Annotated in this window: 16 protein-coding genes; 15 read left to right on the forward strand and 1 reads right to left on the reverse strand. The window is 40.4% G+C overall.

The window, feature by feature from the left end; genetic code table 11:
* Window positions 1-3: 3 nt before the first annotated feature.
* The 9 genes from RT761_RS10830 (at window position 4) to purF (ending at window position 9,990) form a co-directional block, all read left to right on the forward strand.
* Complete coding sequence (locus RT761_RS10830) at window positions 4-1,002, forward strand: 4Fe-4S dicluster domain-containing protein (protein WP_218111439.1); 999 nt, start codon at window positions 4-6, stop codon at window positions 1,000-1,002.
* Entirely contained in the window at window positions 986-1,828 is an 843-nt protein-coding gene (locus RT761_RS10835; RefSeq protein WP_218111440.1) for an FAD/NAD(P)-binding protein, read from the forward strand. Before RT761_RS10830 ends, RT761_RS10835 begins: the two co-directional genes overlap by 17 nt.
* 13 nt (window positions 1,829-1,841) lie before the next feature.
* Window positions 1,842-3,176 carry a bifunctional folylpolyglutamate synthase/dihydrofolate synthase gene (locus RT761_RS10840; RefSeq protein WP_218111441.1) on the forward strand — a complete coding sequence of 445 codons (1,335 nt, stop codon included), beginning with the start codon at window positions 1,842-1,844 and terminating at the stop codon, window positions 3,174-3,176.
* Window positions 3,173-3,973, forward strand: coding sequence for a dihydropteroate synthase (locus RT761_RS10845; protein ID WP_218111442.1), 801 nt, complete (start codon window positions 3,173-3,175; stop codon window positions 3,971-3,973). Before RT761_RS10840 ends, RT761_RS10845 begins: the two co-directional genes overlap by 4 nt.
* A gap of 211 nt (window positions 3,974-4,184) precedes the next feature.
* Window positions 4,185-4,562: a hypothetical protein gene (locus tag RT761_RS10850; RefSeq protein ID WP_218111443.1), complete on the forward strand. Its 378-nt coding sequence runs from the start codon at window positions 4,185-4,187 to the stop codon at window positions 4,560-4,562.
* 18 nt (window positions 4,563-4,580) lie between these two features.
* Complete coding sequence (purS, locus tag RT761_RS10855; RefSeq protein ID WP_218111444.1) at window positions 4,581-4,838, forward strand: phosphoribosylformylglycinamidine synthase subunit PurS; 258 nt, start codon at window positions 4,581-4,583, stop codon at window positions 4,836-4,838.
* 10 nt (window positions 4,839-4,848) lie between these two features.
* Entirely contained in the window at window positions 4,849-5,559 is a 711-nt protein-coding gene (purQ, locus tag RT761_RS10860; protein WP_218111445.1) for a phosphoribosylformylglycinamidine synthase subunit PurQ, read from the forward strand.
* A complete protein-coding gene (gene purL, locus RT761_RS10865) occupies window positions 5,546-7,744 on the forward strand; it encodes a phosphoribosylformylglycinamidine synthase subunit PurL (protein WP_218111446.1) in 2,199 nt (732 codons plus the stop codon). The genes purQ and purL overlap by 14 nt, the downstream gene beginning before the upstream one ends.
* Window positions 7,745-8,592: 848 nt before the next feature.
* Window positions 8,593-9,990 carry an amidophosphoribosyltransferase gene (gene purF / locus RT761_RS10870; RefSeq protein ID WP_218111447.1) on the forward strand — a complete coding sequence of 466 codons (1,398 nt, stop codon included), beginning with the start codon at window positions 8,593-8,595 and terminating at the stop codon, window positions 9,988-9,990.
* Between the two features lie 15 nt (window positions 9,991-10,005).
* Here purF and RT761_RS10875 read toward each other — a convergent pair whose 3' ends face one another.
* Complete coding sequence (locus tag RT761_RS10875) at window positions 10,006-10,473, reverse strand: flavodoxin family protein (RefSeq protein WP_218111448.1); 468 nt, start codon at window positions 10,471-10,473, stop codon at window positions 10,006-10,008.
* A 418-nt stretch (window positions 10,474-10,891) separates the two neighbouring features.
* Between RT761_RS10875 and RT761_RS10880 the strand changes: the two genes are divergently transcribed.
* The 6 genes from RT761_RS10880 (at window position 10,892) to RT761_RS10905 (ending at window position 15,700) form a co-directional block, all read left to right on the forward strand.
* Entirely contained in the window at window positions 10,892-11,215 is a 324-nt protein-coding gene (locus RT761_RS10880; protein ID WP_218111449.1) for a hypothetical protein, read from the forward strand.
* Complete coding sequence (locus RT761_RS10885) at window positions 11,205-13,175, forward strand: V-type ATP synthase subunit I (protein ID WP_218111450.1); 1,971 nt, start codon at window positions 11,205-11,207, stop codon at window positions 13,173-13,175. Before RT761_RS10880 ends, RT761_RS10885 begins: the two co-directional genes overlap by 11 nt.
* Before the next feature lie 89 nt (window positions 13,176-13,264).
* Window positions 13,265-13,741 carry a V-type ATP synthase subunit K gene (locus RT761_RS10890; RefSeq protein WP_218111451.1) on the forward strand — a complete coding sequence of 159 codons (477 nt, stop codon included), beginning with the start codon at window positions 13,265-13,267 and terminating at the stop codon, window positions 13,739-13,741.
* A gap of 12 nt (window positions 13,742-13,753) precedes the next feature.
* The gene (locus tag RT761_RS10895; RefSeq protein ID WP_218111452.1) at window positions 13,754-14,347 is read left to right on the forward strand and encodes a V-type ATP synthase subunit E; all 594 of its coding nucleotides are present in this window, start codon (window positions 13,754-13,756) and stop codon (window positions 14,345-14,347) included.
* Window positions 14,344-15,378 carry a V-type ATPase subunit gene (locus RT761_RS10900; protein ID WP_218111453.1) on the forward strand — a complete coding sequence of 345 codons (1,035 nt, stop codon included), beginning with the start codon at window positions 14,344-14,346 and terminating at the stop codon, window positions 15,376-15,378. The genes RT761_RS10895 and RT761_RS10900 overlap by 4 nt, the downstream gene beginning before the upstream one ends.
* Complete coding sequence (locus RT761_RS10905; RefSeq protein ID WP_218111454.1) at window positions 15,371-15,700, forward strand: V-type ATP synthase subunit F; 330 nt, start codon at window positions 15,371-15,373, stop codon at window positions 15,698-15,700. The genes RT761_RS10900 and RT761_RS10905 overlap by 8 nt, the downstream gene beginning before the upstream one ends.
* Window positions 15,701-15,702 lie beyond the last annotated feature (2 nt).

A 15,702-nucleotide genomic window follows, 5' to 3' on the forward strand; every position in this document is an offset into this window, starting at 1 on the left:
GCTATGAATTCCGGAAAAGTGACCAAAAATGATCTCATTCAGTGGCTAAGAACCCATCAAAAAAACTTTTTAGTCACCGAAAAGGTGGCTCATCACCAACCAGAGCTTTTATGCGATCAATCAAAAGAAATAAAAAATATTAAAGAAGCCCTTTTCCTCCCCTGGGACAAACTTTTCAATTATCATTGGGAAAATCAACAATGGAATGTTGAGAATATCCAGCCATCAGCTTCACCCCGATTCCTGATGGCTCTTCCCTGTGAAGCCCGAGCCATATATGAAGTTCTTGATCGAGTCTTTCTCCAACCATCAGAAACCGAAAGTGGATATGCAGCTCGTCGCCAAGGACTAAAAATGGTCATCATAGGATGTATAAATCCCGAACCGACCTGTTTTTGCCACTTAGTGGGTGGAAATCCTTATTGGACCCATCCCGATGCTCTCTTTATTCTTCCCTTTCATGATGAATATTATCTTGAAACCAACCAATCAGAGCAATTTGATATCATGAAAAAAGGAACTACACTGAATAAATCTGAGAAGGAAGAAATCGAAGTTTTACGAAAACAGATGAAAGAGAAAACCAATCAGGAGAAGCTTCCTGAAGAGGTCCCTCAGGGACTTTATGACCTCTTTGAAGACCAAGAATGGGAAGATTTGAGTTGGAAGTGCTTGAATTGTGGAGCCTGTACTTATCTCTGTCCAACCTGTCAGTGCTTTGATATGAATGCTGAAGGACGTTTAAAGGGTTTTCAACTTAAAACCTGGGATTCATGTATGTTTCCCAAGTTCACCCTTCATGCCTCGGGACATAATCCCCGACCTACTTTCAAAGAAAGAGTCCGACAGAGAGTTCTCCATAAGTTTTCTTATTTTCCTCTTCGAGAGGAAGGACGCTACGGATGTGTTGGTTGTGGAAAATGCATCGAAATTTGTCCGGTGAACTGGAACATTCGGGAAGCCGTTGAAAGGATGGTAAAAAAAATTGGCAATCGATCTTGAAAATAAAAACATTTATCTTCCACGTCTCTTTCGAATTATGGAAATCATCCCGGAGACTTCCGACATCAAAACCTTTCGTCTTGACTTAGAAGGTGAAAATTCTTCCCATCTCCCTGGGCAATTTGCTGAACTTTTTGTACCAGGGGTAGGAGAAGCCCCAATTTCCATCACGTCCTCACCAACCCAAAAAGGGATTCTGGAATTTAGCATTAAAAGAACTGGCTTGGTAACCTCTGCCATTCATCGCCTTAATTCCAACGATCGTTTGGGTATCCGAGGTCCTTATGGGAATACTTTTCCCATTTCGGACCTCACCGGACAAAACCTGCTCTTCATTGCCGGTGGCATCGGATTAGCACCGCTTCGTTCTTTAATAAACTACGTTTTAGATACCGAAAAACGAAATCAATTTAAAAAAGTAATCATTCTTTATGGAGCACGTTCACCACAGGATCTGGTTTTTAAATGGGAACTCAAAAAATGGCAAATGCGAGATGACATTACCTTTTTACTTACCGTTGACCGAGGAGATGACCAATGGAAGAGTACGGTTGGTTTGGTTCCTAATGTACTTAAGGAAAACATTCAGGTGAATCCTTTAGAGTGGAAGTCCATCATCTGTGGCCCTCCGATTATGATTAAATTTACTATCAAGGCGTTATTGGAAATGGGTTTTCAACCTCCCGATATTATTACCACACTGGAAATGAGAATGAAATGTGGATTGGGAAAATGTGGTCGATGCAATATCGGACCCTATTATGTCTGTAAAGACGGTCCGGTATTTACCTACCAGCAACTCCAGAATATACCAGAAGAGTATTGACGGAGGCTATTTTATGAATTTCCAAGAAAGCATTCAAGCTCTCTATTCCTTAATTAATTATGAAAAAACTGATTTTTCTTATTCTGACCTCAAGCTCGATCGGATGAGAGAATTCATGACTCTCCTTGAACACCCCGATATCCATTCACCGGTAATATTGGTTGCTGGCACCAAAGGAAAGGGAAGCACTTGTTATTATTTGGAACGAATTTTAGCGTCTCAGCAAAAGAAATGCGGATTGTATATTAAACCGCATCTTCTTACCTTTCGAGAACGTTTGCGATTTAATGGAGAACTCATACAACCAGAAGAGTTAGCTCGGTTGGTAACAGAAATTTTTCCTATTATTGACCATATGGAAAAATATTCACTTTATGGAAAGCCTACTTATTTCGAAGTTTCGGTTGCCCTGGCTTTCCAATACTTTAAAAAAAGAAATGCCGATTATTCGATCATGGAAGTCGGTTTAGGAGGTCGTTTAGATGCGACCAATGTAGCCAATCCAATCCTTACCGTTATCACCCCGATAAGCTATGACCATACTGAAATTTTAGGAGAAACCATCCCTCAAATTGCTCGAGAAAAAGCTGGAATTCTCCGTCCTCATATTCCTCTGATTTTAGGATTACAGGAAAAAAAACAAGCCAAGAATACCATATTACAAATTGCTGAAAACCTCCGGGTTCCAGTATTACCTCTTGAGGAGAATTACTCATACCGAATTCACAACCGGAGTGAAAAAGGATCAGTTTTTGAGTTGCAATCAAAGTCTGGTCGAGAAGGGATTTTTTCACTACCGCTGTTAGGTGATCAACAGGTTGAAAATTTTCTCACTGCCTTGCTTAGTGCCGAGCATTTAGGGTATTCACCATCCAATCAACAGCTCCAAAACCTTCTCAATGAAGCAGTTTGGCCCGGTCGAATTCAAATAATTCATTCATCACCCATGACAGTATTTGATGTCGCCCATAACCAGGCTTCATTTGCCACATTATGCCATACCTTAAGAGATTATTTGGGGATAAGAAAAGCTGTCTTCCTTTTAGGTTTTTTAAATGGAAAAGACTTTCCAGGAATTGCTCAAGAACTTTCTCAAATTGACTCTCAAGTCATTTTAACCACACCTTTTAATCCGAAAGCCGCTTTTCCAGCTGATATTGTTCATTTCTTTGCACTTCATATTCCTCATTATGAAGTTATCAATGATCCCTACCAAGCTTTTAAGAGAGCCCTTCAATATGCTAATGAATTTCACTTGCCCTTAGTTATAGCTGGATCATTTTATTTAGCAAAATTATTAAGTGATAAACTCAACGTAACCCTTTCGAAAGAGGAGGTGGAATTATGATCATAGTCGCCGAAAGAATCAACGCTACCCGAAAATCCATCCGGGAAGCACTGGAGAAAAAGGATCGGGAGTTTTTTGTTCATGAAGCTCAAAAGCAAGAAAAAGCCGGAGCAGCTTTTATTGATGTCAATGCTGGCACCGAAGCCACTAAGGAAGTTGCTGATCTGAAATGGCTGGTCGGGTCTATTCAAGATGACGTTGAAATTCCATTATGCTTAGATTCCGCTAATGATCAAGCTTTAGAGGAAGCCCTCACCGTCTATAACAAAAAAGAGGTAATGATTAACTCATTCACCGCTGAAGAAAATCGAATCAAAGCCTTGCTTCCAATTGTGAAGAAATACGATGCTTTGGTTGTTGGGTTGGCGATGGGTGAGGGAGGAATCCCGCAGTCGGTTGAAGAACGAATGAAATTAGTAGAGACTTTAGTTAAAGCCGTTGATGAATATTCTATTCCACGAGAGCATCTTTTTATCGATCCACTGGTAGTACCAATCGGTACCGATCAAAATCAGGGGAGATTGTTTTTAGAAACCCTCCAGGCAATCCCACAAACCTATCCTGGAGTGAGAACCGTCTGTGGTCTCAGTAATATTTCCTTTGGAATGCCTAATCGTCGCCTTATCAATCGCTCCTTTTTAGCGTTGAGTATAGGTTTTGGCCTTCACGCCGCAATTATTGATCCTTTGGATGATAAACTCATGGGTATACTTTTTGCGAGCGAGGCTTTGATGGGCCGCGATGAATATTGCATGAACTACCTCACTGCTTTCCGAGCTGGCCGCTTAAACGAGTAAAACTATTAAAAAAACATCCTCTCTCCTGATTGGTAAAAAGACAGGAGAGAGGGAAAAATTACTGGTATTAAGCTGGTTCACGGTTAAACGAAGAAAATGAATACGAAAAGACTACAAATTATTATTTCTTTTTCAGGTCACGAATAAATGCTCATTATTAATTATCCTCTGGTAAGGAAGAAAAAAAAGGGTATAATACCTCTGAAAAGAGGTGTTTTTTATTCAATTAACCAAAGCCAAAGAGTTTCGTCGTTATATTGAAGATCATTATGAATTCGGGGATTTCGCTTTGATTCGAGGTCGAGAAGAAACTGCCGAGATCGGTTTTGTTTTCGCTGATGAAGATGTTAACAATTGGCCTTCTCTCTACAAAAAAGCCGGAAATATTTGTGATCATTTTGATAAAAGATTACGAGAAAAGGGTCTCAATACTGCTGCGTATTCTCGAATAGGAAAAGATTTGGATTTTATCACCGCGTCAATTGTCATCCGTCTTCATGCCTTTCCTGAGGATCAAATTCATCGAATTGCTGACGACATTATGAATATCCTTCGAGAGGTAAACCCCTATCGTGAATATGAAAATTAAACTTTTAAGGAGGCTATCATGAGGTTCAGAGGAAAAATTGTTATCACCTTGAAGCCAGGGGTTTTTGATCCACAAGGAGTAACCATTAAAAGTGCACTCCATTCCCTTGGATACCAAGAAACTGACGAGGTTAAAACTGGGAAGTATTTCGAAATCAATCTTGATTCAAACAACCTGGATACCGCTCAAAAACGTTTGGAAGAGATGTGTGACCAATTGCTGGCTAATCCGGTAATTGAAAATTTTCACTTCACCGTCGAACCCTCTGATAACTAAGGAGCCTCCAATGAAATTTGGTATAGTGGTTTTTCCTGGGTCTAATTGCGATTATGATTGTCAACACGTCCTTTCCGTAGTTCTCGGCCAAGAAACAGAAATGCTTTGGCATGAAAGCCATGACCTTAAAGAATGCGATTGTATTGTCCTTCCTGGAGGGTTTAGCTATGGCGATTATTTACGTACTGGTGCTATTGCCCGTTTTTCACCGGTCATGGAATCAATTCGAAATTTTATTGAATCGGGAGGATTAGTCGTTGGGATCTGTAATGGATTTCAAATCTTAGTCGAAAGTCAACTCCTGCCAGGTGCCTTGCTTCCCAACCAGAAGGGACACTTCATTTGTCGTCATGTTCACCTGCGAGTTGAAAACACCGATACGCCTTTTACCCGGCTCTTTTACCCGGGAGAAGTCATCTCAATTCCTATCGCTCATCATCAGGGAAATTACTTTATTCCTCATTCTTCTCTATCTAATCTTCAAAAAAACCGTCAAATCATTTTTCGTTATTGTGATATGAACGGACAAATCAATCATGGAACCAACCCGAATGGGTCGATTGACTCAATTGCCGGGATAATTTCTTCTTCCCAAAATGTTCTGGGGATGATGCCACATCCCGAAAGGTCATCAGAAGCAGTATTGGGTTCTCATGACGGAAAAAGAATATTTCTCTCGATTATTCAATGGTGGGAGGAAAATCATCATGCAAGACAATGAACAAATCCAAGTAGCCCGTGGATTAGGGCTCCGCGACGAAGAATACCAAAGAATACTTGATATACTACGAAGACCACCAACTCCAACGGAACTGGCGATGTTTTCGGTCGAATGGTCAGAACATTGTGGCTACCCGCATTCTCGTCGGTGGTTTGAACTCTTTCCACGGAAAGGAAAATTCCCGGTTTTGGTCGGTGAAGATGCCGGCGGAATTGTCTATCAAGGACAGGCAGTGGTATTTAAAATGGAAAGCCATAATCATCCTTCCCAGGTCGAGCCCCGCCAAGGAGCAGCGACCGGTATTGGGGGAATTATTCGTGATATTTTTGGAAGCGGTGCTCGCCCCATAGCTTGCCTTGATTCTCTCCATTTCGGTCCTTTGGATAACGCCCGTTCTCATTTTATTTTTAAAGGTGTTGTAGACGGAATTGCTTTTTATGGGAATTGCGTCGGTGTCCCAACTGTTGCTGGCGAACTCTATTTTCATCCTTCTTTCCAAGGTAACTGCCTGGTTAACGTGATGAGCATTGGAATAGCTTCTCAAGATCGATTGGCAAAATCTTGGGCTAAAGGGGAAGGAAATCTCATTATCTATGCTGGGAACCGGACCGGCCGGGATGGCATTGGAGGGTGTAGTATTTTAGCGTCCCAGGAATTCAGCGGACAAGACGAGAAACGCCCCAGCGTTCAAATTGGGGATCCCTTTACTGAGAAGTGTCTCATTGAAGCTACTATGGAAGCTCTGTCAACCGGATTCTTGGTCGGAATTAAAGATATGGGCGCTGCTGGATTAACTTGTTCATCCAGTGAAATGGCTGCTGCTGGGAAAAGTGGAATCAAAATATATCTTGATCGTATTCCGGTTCGCGAAGAAGCTATGGAACCCTGGGAAATCATGATGTCTGAGTCTCAAGAACGCATGCTTCTCTGTGTAAAAAGAGGATACGAAGATTCAGTGCTTCAAATTTTTCATAAATGGGGCTTAGAAGCGGTTGTGGTCGGAGAGGTAGTTGACGGGGATAAAATCACCATCGAATTAAATGGTCAAATTGTTGCTGATATTCCCGCTCAAGAATTAACCAAACCTCCGGTTTATACACCTCCTGCTGATAAACCAGATTACCTTGAAAAGGTAAATCGATATGACTGGAACGACCTTCCTCTGCCTCATAATTGGAATGATGCTTTGCTCCAGCTAATGGGCTCTCCTAATCTTTGTTCTCGTCATTCGGTTTTTGAGCAATACGATCACATGGTTCAAATTAATACTTCAATACTGCCTGGAACCGGAACGGTTATCCTTCGGGTCAAAAATCTTCCCTGGGGGATTGCCGTTACCACTGATTGTAATCCAGTATTTTGCTACCTCGATCCTTACCGGGGCTCGCAAATTGCCGTTGCTGAAGCGGCTCGTAACTTGGCTGCTTGTGGAGCTCAACCAGCCGGCATAACCGACTGCTTAAATTTTGGGAATCCGCAGAAGCCCGATCGTTATTGGCAATTTATTGAAGCAGTCAAGGGAATAAGTGACGCTTGTAAATTTTTTAACCTTCCGGTTGTGAGCGGCAACGTTTCCTTTTACAATGAAAGCCCAACCGGTCCTATTCATCCAACCCCAACCATCGGCATGATTGGTATTATCGAAGATGTTCAAACAGCGGTTAATGCCGCTTTTAAAGAGAATGACGATTTGATCGTTTTACTCGGTGAAACCCGAAATGAAATAGGCGGAAGTGAATATTTACGTGTGATTCACCAGCAGGAATTTGGACCGGTTCCACAAATTGATTTACCGGCTGAAAAAAACCTTCAAGAATTTTTAATCGAAGCAGTTCGACAAGGGTTAGTTCAATCATCTTCTGATCTAAGCGAGGGCGGCTTGGCTTGCGCTCTCGGCGAAGGATGTGTTTGTGGTCAGGAGAAGAAAGGATGTTTGATCGATATTGGAAATTTACCCAATATACGTTTGGATGCATTGCTGTTTGGAGAAAGCTGTGGACGCGCTCTGATTACCTGTAAACCTGAAAATATTGCTCCTTTGGAAAAGCTGGCTCGAACAAATACGCTTCCCTTTTTTGTTATCGGGAAAGTGACTGGAAAGAATATAACCATTTATAATAATCAGCAATTACTGATTTCAGTTTCTATAGAAGATTTGTGGAAAGCCTGGTATCGAACTTTGTAGTTGATTTATTATATCCGTATATTTTCTATATAAACATCCATATCGGATACCGGCACCAGATGTGAGGATGAAAACCCAAGATTCGACATGCCATGGCATGTCGCTACATTTATTAAAGAATGGGCACGATGCATTGTACCCCTACGATTTTATATTCTTTTGTAGGGGCTTGACTTATCATGCCCGTGTTTTTTCGGGATAGACCATCGTGCTGCATGGCAGCGCCAGATGATGAAGAAAATTGGTACCCAGGAATGATTTCCCCCTTTAGCAAAGGGGGTTAGGGGGATTCGATTTTTTTTCCTGCTCAGTCATTGCGAGGAGCGTCCTATGCGACGTGAGAATCTCATCCATCCACTCCGTCATTGCGAGGAGCGTCCTATGCGACGTGAGAATCTCATCCATCCACTCCGTCATTGCGAGGAGCGTCCTATGCGACGTGGCAATCTCATTTAGTGAATTTTTTTAAAAATAATTAAAAGATGAGATCCTCACGCGGGAAAGCACCGCTCAGGATGGCACCTTTTTAAAATTCTTTTGTAGGGGCTTGATATATCATGGCAGTTGGTTTTAAGGATAGGTCCTCATGATGTTTTGCAGTATAAGATGAGGATCAAAACCCAAGATTCGACATGCCATGGCATGTCGCTACATTAATCGAGCGCAATAAAGACCAAGGAGAACGACTTTTTGATTCCTTCTCCCTCGATGGGAGAAGGTGATGATGAGGGTGAGATTCGCACTATTCACCTCTCATCATGTTTAAAGAAGAGTTTTCGAGACTTCAAAAAACCAAGATACCGGATGGTAGGTTAATAAATCATGACTATCTTTAAGTGGAGGAATCTATGACCGGAGAGAAATGCGGAATATTTGCCGCTTATGGAGTAAAAAATGCTGCTGAATTAATATTTCATGGATTATACTCCCTTCAGCACCGGGGTCAAGAAAGTGCTGGTATGGTTATCTCCGACCAACATGGTGTTAGAGAACACAAAGGAATGGGGTTGGTTTCAGAAGTTTTTCAAGGAGATATACTAAAAAAGCTAACCGGTTCTATTGGACTCGGGCACGTTCGTTATTCCACCACAGGATCATCATCCTTAAGAAACATCCAGCCTTTTATTGGAGATTGTCGTTTTGGCAATGTCTCTATCGCTCACAACGGAAACCTTGCCAATACCAACACACTTTGGAAAAAATTAGGTTACCAGGGAGCAGTTCTCCAATCAACTATGGATACTGAAATGATTCTCCACCTGATTGCCCAAAGTTCTTTCGATGGATTTGAAGATGCAGTCAAAGAAGCATTATGGGAAATCCGAGGAGCTTTTTCCCTGGGAATAATGACCGAGAAAAAGATTATTGCCGTCCGTGATCCCTGGGGTTTTCGGCCTTTAGCTTTGGGTAAGATAGACGGAGGTTACTTGATTAGTTCGGAAAGTTGTGCTTTTGATATCATCGGGGCTCAATTCATTCGAGAAATCGAACCCGGCGAGATGCTGATAATCGATGAAAACGGTCCGCGATCTCTTTTTTATGCCCATTCCCATCGAAAAGCTTTTTGTATTTTTGAACTCATTTACTTTGCTCGACCAGATAGCATCATTTTTGGTGAAAGTGTCTATTCAGCTCGGAAAAAAATGGGATGTGTCCTTGCCGAGAGAGAAGAACATGATGCCGATATGGTTATCCCGGTTCCCGATTCAGGTATCTATGCAGCATTGGGGTTTTCGGAAAGATCAAAAATCCCTTTTGAACTGGGAATGATTCGAAACCCTTATGTCGGAAGGACTTTTATCCGTCCGGGGCGAGAAAACCGTAATCTTGCAGTGAAGCTGAAACTCAATCCCATGAAGAGCCTTTTAAAAGGAAAAAAGATAATTATTCTGGAAGATTCTATTGTGAGAGGGAATACCTCGAGAGAGAGGATCAAAACGCTCAAGAACGCCGGAGTGAAGGAAGTTCACATGCGGGTTACTTCACCTCCTCACTGTCATCCCTGTTACTACGGAATTGATTTTCCAACCCGAGAAGAGCTCATTGCCTGCCGCATGAACCAGGAAGAAATAAGGCAATTCCTTGGTTTGGATAGCCTCCGTTATATTGACATCGATGGTCTCAAAAAGAGCGTATCCAAACCAGGTGAAAACTTTTGTTTTGCCTGCTTCAACGGTGACTATCCAGTAATACCCGATAAGGGTTTAGGAAAATTTATCTTAGAAGAAAATTCCTCAGATCAATAATGCACCTTATATCTTTTAAGCATTTAAAAAATCCGCCAGCTGATTGGCGTAGGAACGGCATTCTTTTTCTGCCCGGTCATCAAAAGATTTAATAGCAACTGGTCCGTAGTGGCTTCCTTCCGCCATCCCTTTGACCAGCATTCCATGAATGAGGAGAGCCGAGAGAACAGAGAGAATTGCGGTTTCATTTCCTCCGGCAGCATTCGCCGAAGAAGAAAAGGCACCACCCAACTTGCCATCCAATCGGCCATGTAAGCGGATGCTGTTATCTAAAAGCTTTTTAATTTCTGCTGCCATGGTTCCATAGTAAGTTGGCGTCCCAATGATGATCAGGTCATAATTGACTAGGTTATTAATCTCTACTTGATCTGAAGTCATTAAATTGACGGTAATTTTCCTTTTCTGGAGTTCCTCGGATATGGTTTCTGCCATTTTTCTGGTTGTTCCAGAACGGGTATAGTAAATGATGATTGCTTTTGACATAGAATGCCCTCCACAGTATAATATTTTTTTTTCTTTCATATTTTAACATAGTTTATCATAAAACTTCGTGTCACTTTAGTGGCACCGGTTGAGGGTGGAAATGATGCCCCCTTACCCTGACCCTCTCCCAAGAAGGGGCGAGAAAAAGGTTTTTCCTTTAGAAAAGAGGGTAGGGGGATCTGAATATTTTCCTGCTCCGTCATTACGAGGAGCATCCTTTACGGTGTGGCAATTTCATCCACCCACTCTACCATTCTGAGGAGCGTCTTGTGCGACGTGAGAATCTCATCCTTTTCAATTCCTCAATTTCAATAAAATATGATAAAATAGGGGTTCTGAATATTTATTTATCTGGTTGAAAAACCTAAATTCATTTGTTAATATAGTCCAAGTTTATTTTCCCCGGGAGGGATATAGATTGATTGCCAATGACCTTGATAAAATACGTGAAATCGAAAACCTGAAAGAAAAAGAATTAAAAGAAGCACAAAGACAAGCGAATCAATTGCTTCTTGAGAACGAGAAGTTGATTGAGCAAAATCATGCTCAAGCTCTCATGAATGCTGAAAAGAAAGCCGAGGAAAACAAAAATCATCTGCTCAAAGAAGCCGAAGATGAAGTTGATAAAATCCTCAAAACCTATAAAGAAGAAGCCGAAGTTTTGCAAAAGGAAATTTCTCAGAGAATACCTCAGGTTGTAAATTACCTTCTGGAAAAGGTGTGGCAAGAATATGGCAATTAGGAATATGAAAAAGGTAGAGATCCTCATTCACCGATCTCTTCACGACGAAACTTTTGATATACTCCAGGATATGGGAGTTTTACAAATCACGAGCCATCAAGAGTTAAAAAATGATGACCCTCTCGAGGAGTTCCATTCAGAAGATATTGAACGAAATATGAACGAGACACGTTATTGTCTTGAATTCATGAATAAATATCGTACTGAAAAACAACCTTTCTTAGAAAGCTTTTTTCCTGCACCCATTCCCATTAAAAAAAGCGAGTTTCTTGACAAGGTATTTGATCATAGTCAAATATATAAAAATTGTCAATCCATTGAAGAACAACTCAACACTATCCGTACTTCGATGAACCGTCTCTATACACAACTGGAATTTTTGAATCGAATTGAAAACCTTTCAATTGCCTTGGAAGATATTGGAACAACTCGCTATGTAAAAAGTTATCTTCTCGAAATGAATGAAGCCCAATGTCCGTTGCTTCAAAATCGTTTAGATCAAATTGGTAAAGAATATTCCCTTCAAAAATTTCCAGGGAAAGAGAGAAATTGTTTTGCTTTCCTCATCGTTCATCAAGACCTAATAGAGCCATTAGAATCCATTTTCACTGAGGAATCAATCAGTGTTCTTTCTCTTCCCCAGGCTTTTGAGGGAACACCAAAAGATGCTATCCAATCAGTTGAAAAGAAAATTCAAAAATTAGAGAAAGAACGAAATGGCGTCGAAGAAGAAGCCGTTTCTCTATTAAAGCATGAACCGGAATTAAAAATAACCCTTGATTATTATTCAACCGTATTGGAGCGGCGAAATTCTGAAGCCCAAATCTTCAAAACCCATGATGTCAGTTTGATTACCGGTTGGGCGATTGAAGAAACCATACCGGCAATTGAAGAAAGAATGAAATCAATCGGTAAGGAATGGGTGATTTCTCAAAGAGATCCTGAACCCGGAGAAGACGTTCCGATTGCATTGGAAAATGGTCCCTGGTCACAAAACTTCGATGTTCTAACCAATCTCTATGGATTACCAAACTATACCGAGATTGATCCTACACCTTTTGTTGCAGTCTTTTTCTTCATTTTTTTTGGTATTTGTCTGGGTGATGCTATTTATGGACTCATTGTCGCTTTGATTGGCTTTATGGCGCCTAACTTTATTCAAATGCCTGACTCCTCAAAGCGTTTTTTCCGAATGTTGGCTTGGGGAGGAATCGCATCATTAATATTCGGAGTAATAACCGGATCATGGATGGGGGATACCTTTGATTACCTCCCACCATTCTTGAGTTTTTTGACTGTTTTAAAAAATAAATTAGTTATTATCAATCCTTTAAATAATCCACTTCCTATGATTATTGTTTCTATTGTTATCGGGATTTTTCAGGTTTTAATTGGACTACTGGTGGCTTTTACCAAAGAATGGAAAAGAAAAAAATATCAGGAAGCCATCTTTGATCATTTGAGCTGGTTTCTATTTATTTTATCCATAGCTATTTATATCCTTACTATGGCTCTTCTTCCAAATCTAAAAACTTTTGGGCTTTGGTTCCTAATTGCTACAGCTCTTTTTTTGGTTGGAACTCAGGGAAGAAAAAAGAAAAATCCAATTATGAAAGTGTTATCCGGCCTATATAGTCTTTATAACATTACCTCTTATCTTGGAGATGTGTTGTCTTATTCTCGATTGTTTGCACTGGGACTGACCACAACTATTATTGCTATGTTGGGTCGGACTATTGCCGGTTTGTTTGGTTCTTCACCTTTTGTTGGGTGGATTATTTGGATAATCATCTTTGTCGGGTTTTCCGTTTTTAATATCCTAATGAGCGGATTAGGGGCTTTCGTCCATTCAGCACGTTTAAACTATGTGGAGTTTTTCACTAAATTTTACGAAAACGGTGGAAAACCCTTTCAGCCCCTTTATTATAAAACCAAGTACATAAAATTTACTGAAGACTAAACTTGATCTTTTGGTTTTCATGATTTTCTAAATCGATATAAAACCATCCGGTAAGAACAACCGGGCTATTAAGGGAGGTCGTTCGAATTATGTTCATTGATGGAGTTGCATTTGCTTTATTAGGTTCAGCCCTCGCAATTGGATTAGCAGGAATAGGGTCAGCTAAAGGAGTTGGGATTGCCGGAGAAGCCGGAGCAGGAATAATGACTGAAGATCCGAGCAAATTTGGACAGGTTCTTCTTCTGCAGGCTCTTCCTGGAACTCAGGGTATTTATGGATTACTTTCTGGATTCTGGGTACTTTTAAAACTTGGTCTTTTTGGTGGAACACCGGTTGCCGTTACTTCCGCTCAGGGATTGCAGATCTTGTTTGCTTGTCTTCCTATTGCTATTGTTGGTTTAATCTCAGGAATTTCACAGGGGAAAACATCCGCTGCCTGTATTGGTTTAATTGCCAAGAGACCGGAAGAAACCGGGAAAGCGATTATTCTCCCTGCTATGGTAGAAACCTACGCAGTTTTGGCATTACTAGCTACCATTCTGCTCCTTAACTCTGTTCAGTTGTAGAGGCGATTGGTTATGTCTTTCGAAGATATTTTAATTAAAATCGAACAAGAAGCCCAGAGACGACAAAAAGCTATCTTGCAAAATGCTCGCCTGGAAGCCGAAAAAATACTGGAAAAAGCCAATATGGAAATTAGCCAGGAAAGCGAACGGCTTGTCCAGCAGCGGACAAAAGAATCTCAACTGTTGGTTCAACGCATGCTCGCCGAAGCCAAATTAAAAGGGAGAAGCATTATCGGCAAAATTAAGTCTGATGCTTTTCAAAAAGTAAGGTCCGAAGTTGCTGCTGCTTTTTCCAAAAAAATTACCCAATCTCCAGAAAAATGGTACACGAAAATTATTTTAAATCATTCAACATCAAAGGATGAAATAATCCTTATGGCTTCTAATGAAGCTGATTCCTTGGGAGAAAAATTTGTCAAACAACTCAATCAAGAAAATAAAACTTCCTTTCGTTATGGTGGACTGACCCAGGAAATTGATAGTGGGTTGTTACTAAAAAAGGGTGGTATGGTTCTAAACCTGAGTTTAAATTCTCTTTTAGAAGACACCTTCCGTCAAAATGAAAGTCAAATATCACAAATGCTCTTCAAAGGAATAAAGAAATGACAACAATTCAAATGAAAAACTGTCCAGTAAACGCTACTGCTTATACTTATATTATAGGAAGAATTCGTGCTTTGGAACGAGGTCTTCTTAACAATCGTTTGCTGGAGAATGCTTTAAAAGCCGAAGACCTTGAACAAGCAATTCGAGTTTTGTCGGAGCTTCCCTATATAAATGAAGTGCTCCAAAATGCAGTTAAAAATCCTAGTTCAATAGATAAAGCTTTGACTGAGCATTTTTGGGAAACTCTCAATGAAATCCTTAAAGACCAAGCAACAGTACCAGTAGGGCTTTTTTTTCAAATGATTTATGATTTCAATGACCTGAAGTTGATCATTAAACGACATCTCACAAAATCTCCCAATGACACTGAGTATCCTGCAAGTTTTGAGTGGAAACGCGCCCTTCGTTTCATCTCTGGTGAAAGAAATGAATATCTTGATGACGTCTATCGAAAAGCCATAGATGCTGCACTAACTGGATATGAAAATGTCCATAATGCTCAGGTTATCGAAAATCTAATGGATCGGGCTTTTTTGATGGAAGTAAAAGCTTTGGCTGATAATTGTGAGAGCAGAGTAATCAAAAATTGGTTGATTGCTTATTTTATATTTGCTTACCTTCGATCCGCGATACGAGCAAAATTTCAACAAACCAAAATTGATCTCTTTCGATCAATATATTGGGAAAACCCCTATGTTCGCTTCGAAGATTTAGCTGAAATTGTTACCGGTACTGATGAAAAAGTTACAGAAACCATCATTCATCATGGATTTCGAGAACTTCTGCCCCATGATGTTGAGTATAAAAATGATCCACGGTTTCTATCCGAGATGGAGAAAAACATGGATAATTACCTCATGAAATTTCTTCGTCCTTACCGCATTCAGGCATTTGGACCTGAACCGGTATTTGGATTTCTCTATGCAAAATTTACCGATGTTCGAAACCTGAGGATCATTTTGCACGGAAAGTATTTCCAAATCAGCGAGAATGAAATAAAAAGTAAACTGCGAGAGTGTTACTATGAGTAAGGTAAAAGTTGCCTTTGTTGGTGGAGAAGAGAATTCTCTTTGCTTTCGAGGAATGGGATTTGATGTATTCTCAGTAAATTCTTTTGAAGCTTTGAATAATATTCTACCTATTTTGAGAAGAGAAAGATACTCAATGATTTTTTCCGAATGGAAATTTTACAATCAAATAAAAAAACAATTTGAAGACATACGCTCTGAAGCCCTGCCAGCCATATTGGGAATTCCAACTAACCCAAATGAAATGGGACAAGGATCAAAATATATTTCTCATTTGGTTGAAATGGCGATTGGGAGTAATATTATGCTTCAGGGAGAGGAATGATG

Origin of the sequence: Atribacter laminatus (assembly GCF_015775515.1) — a bacterium.
GTDB classification, from domain to species: domain Bacteria; phylum Atribacterota; class Atribacteria; order Atribacterales; family Atribacteraceae; genus Atribacter; species Atribacter laminatus.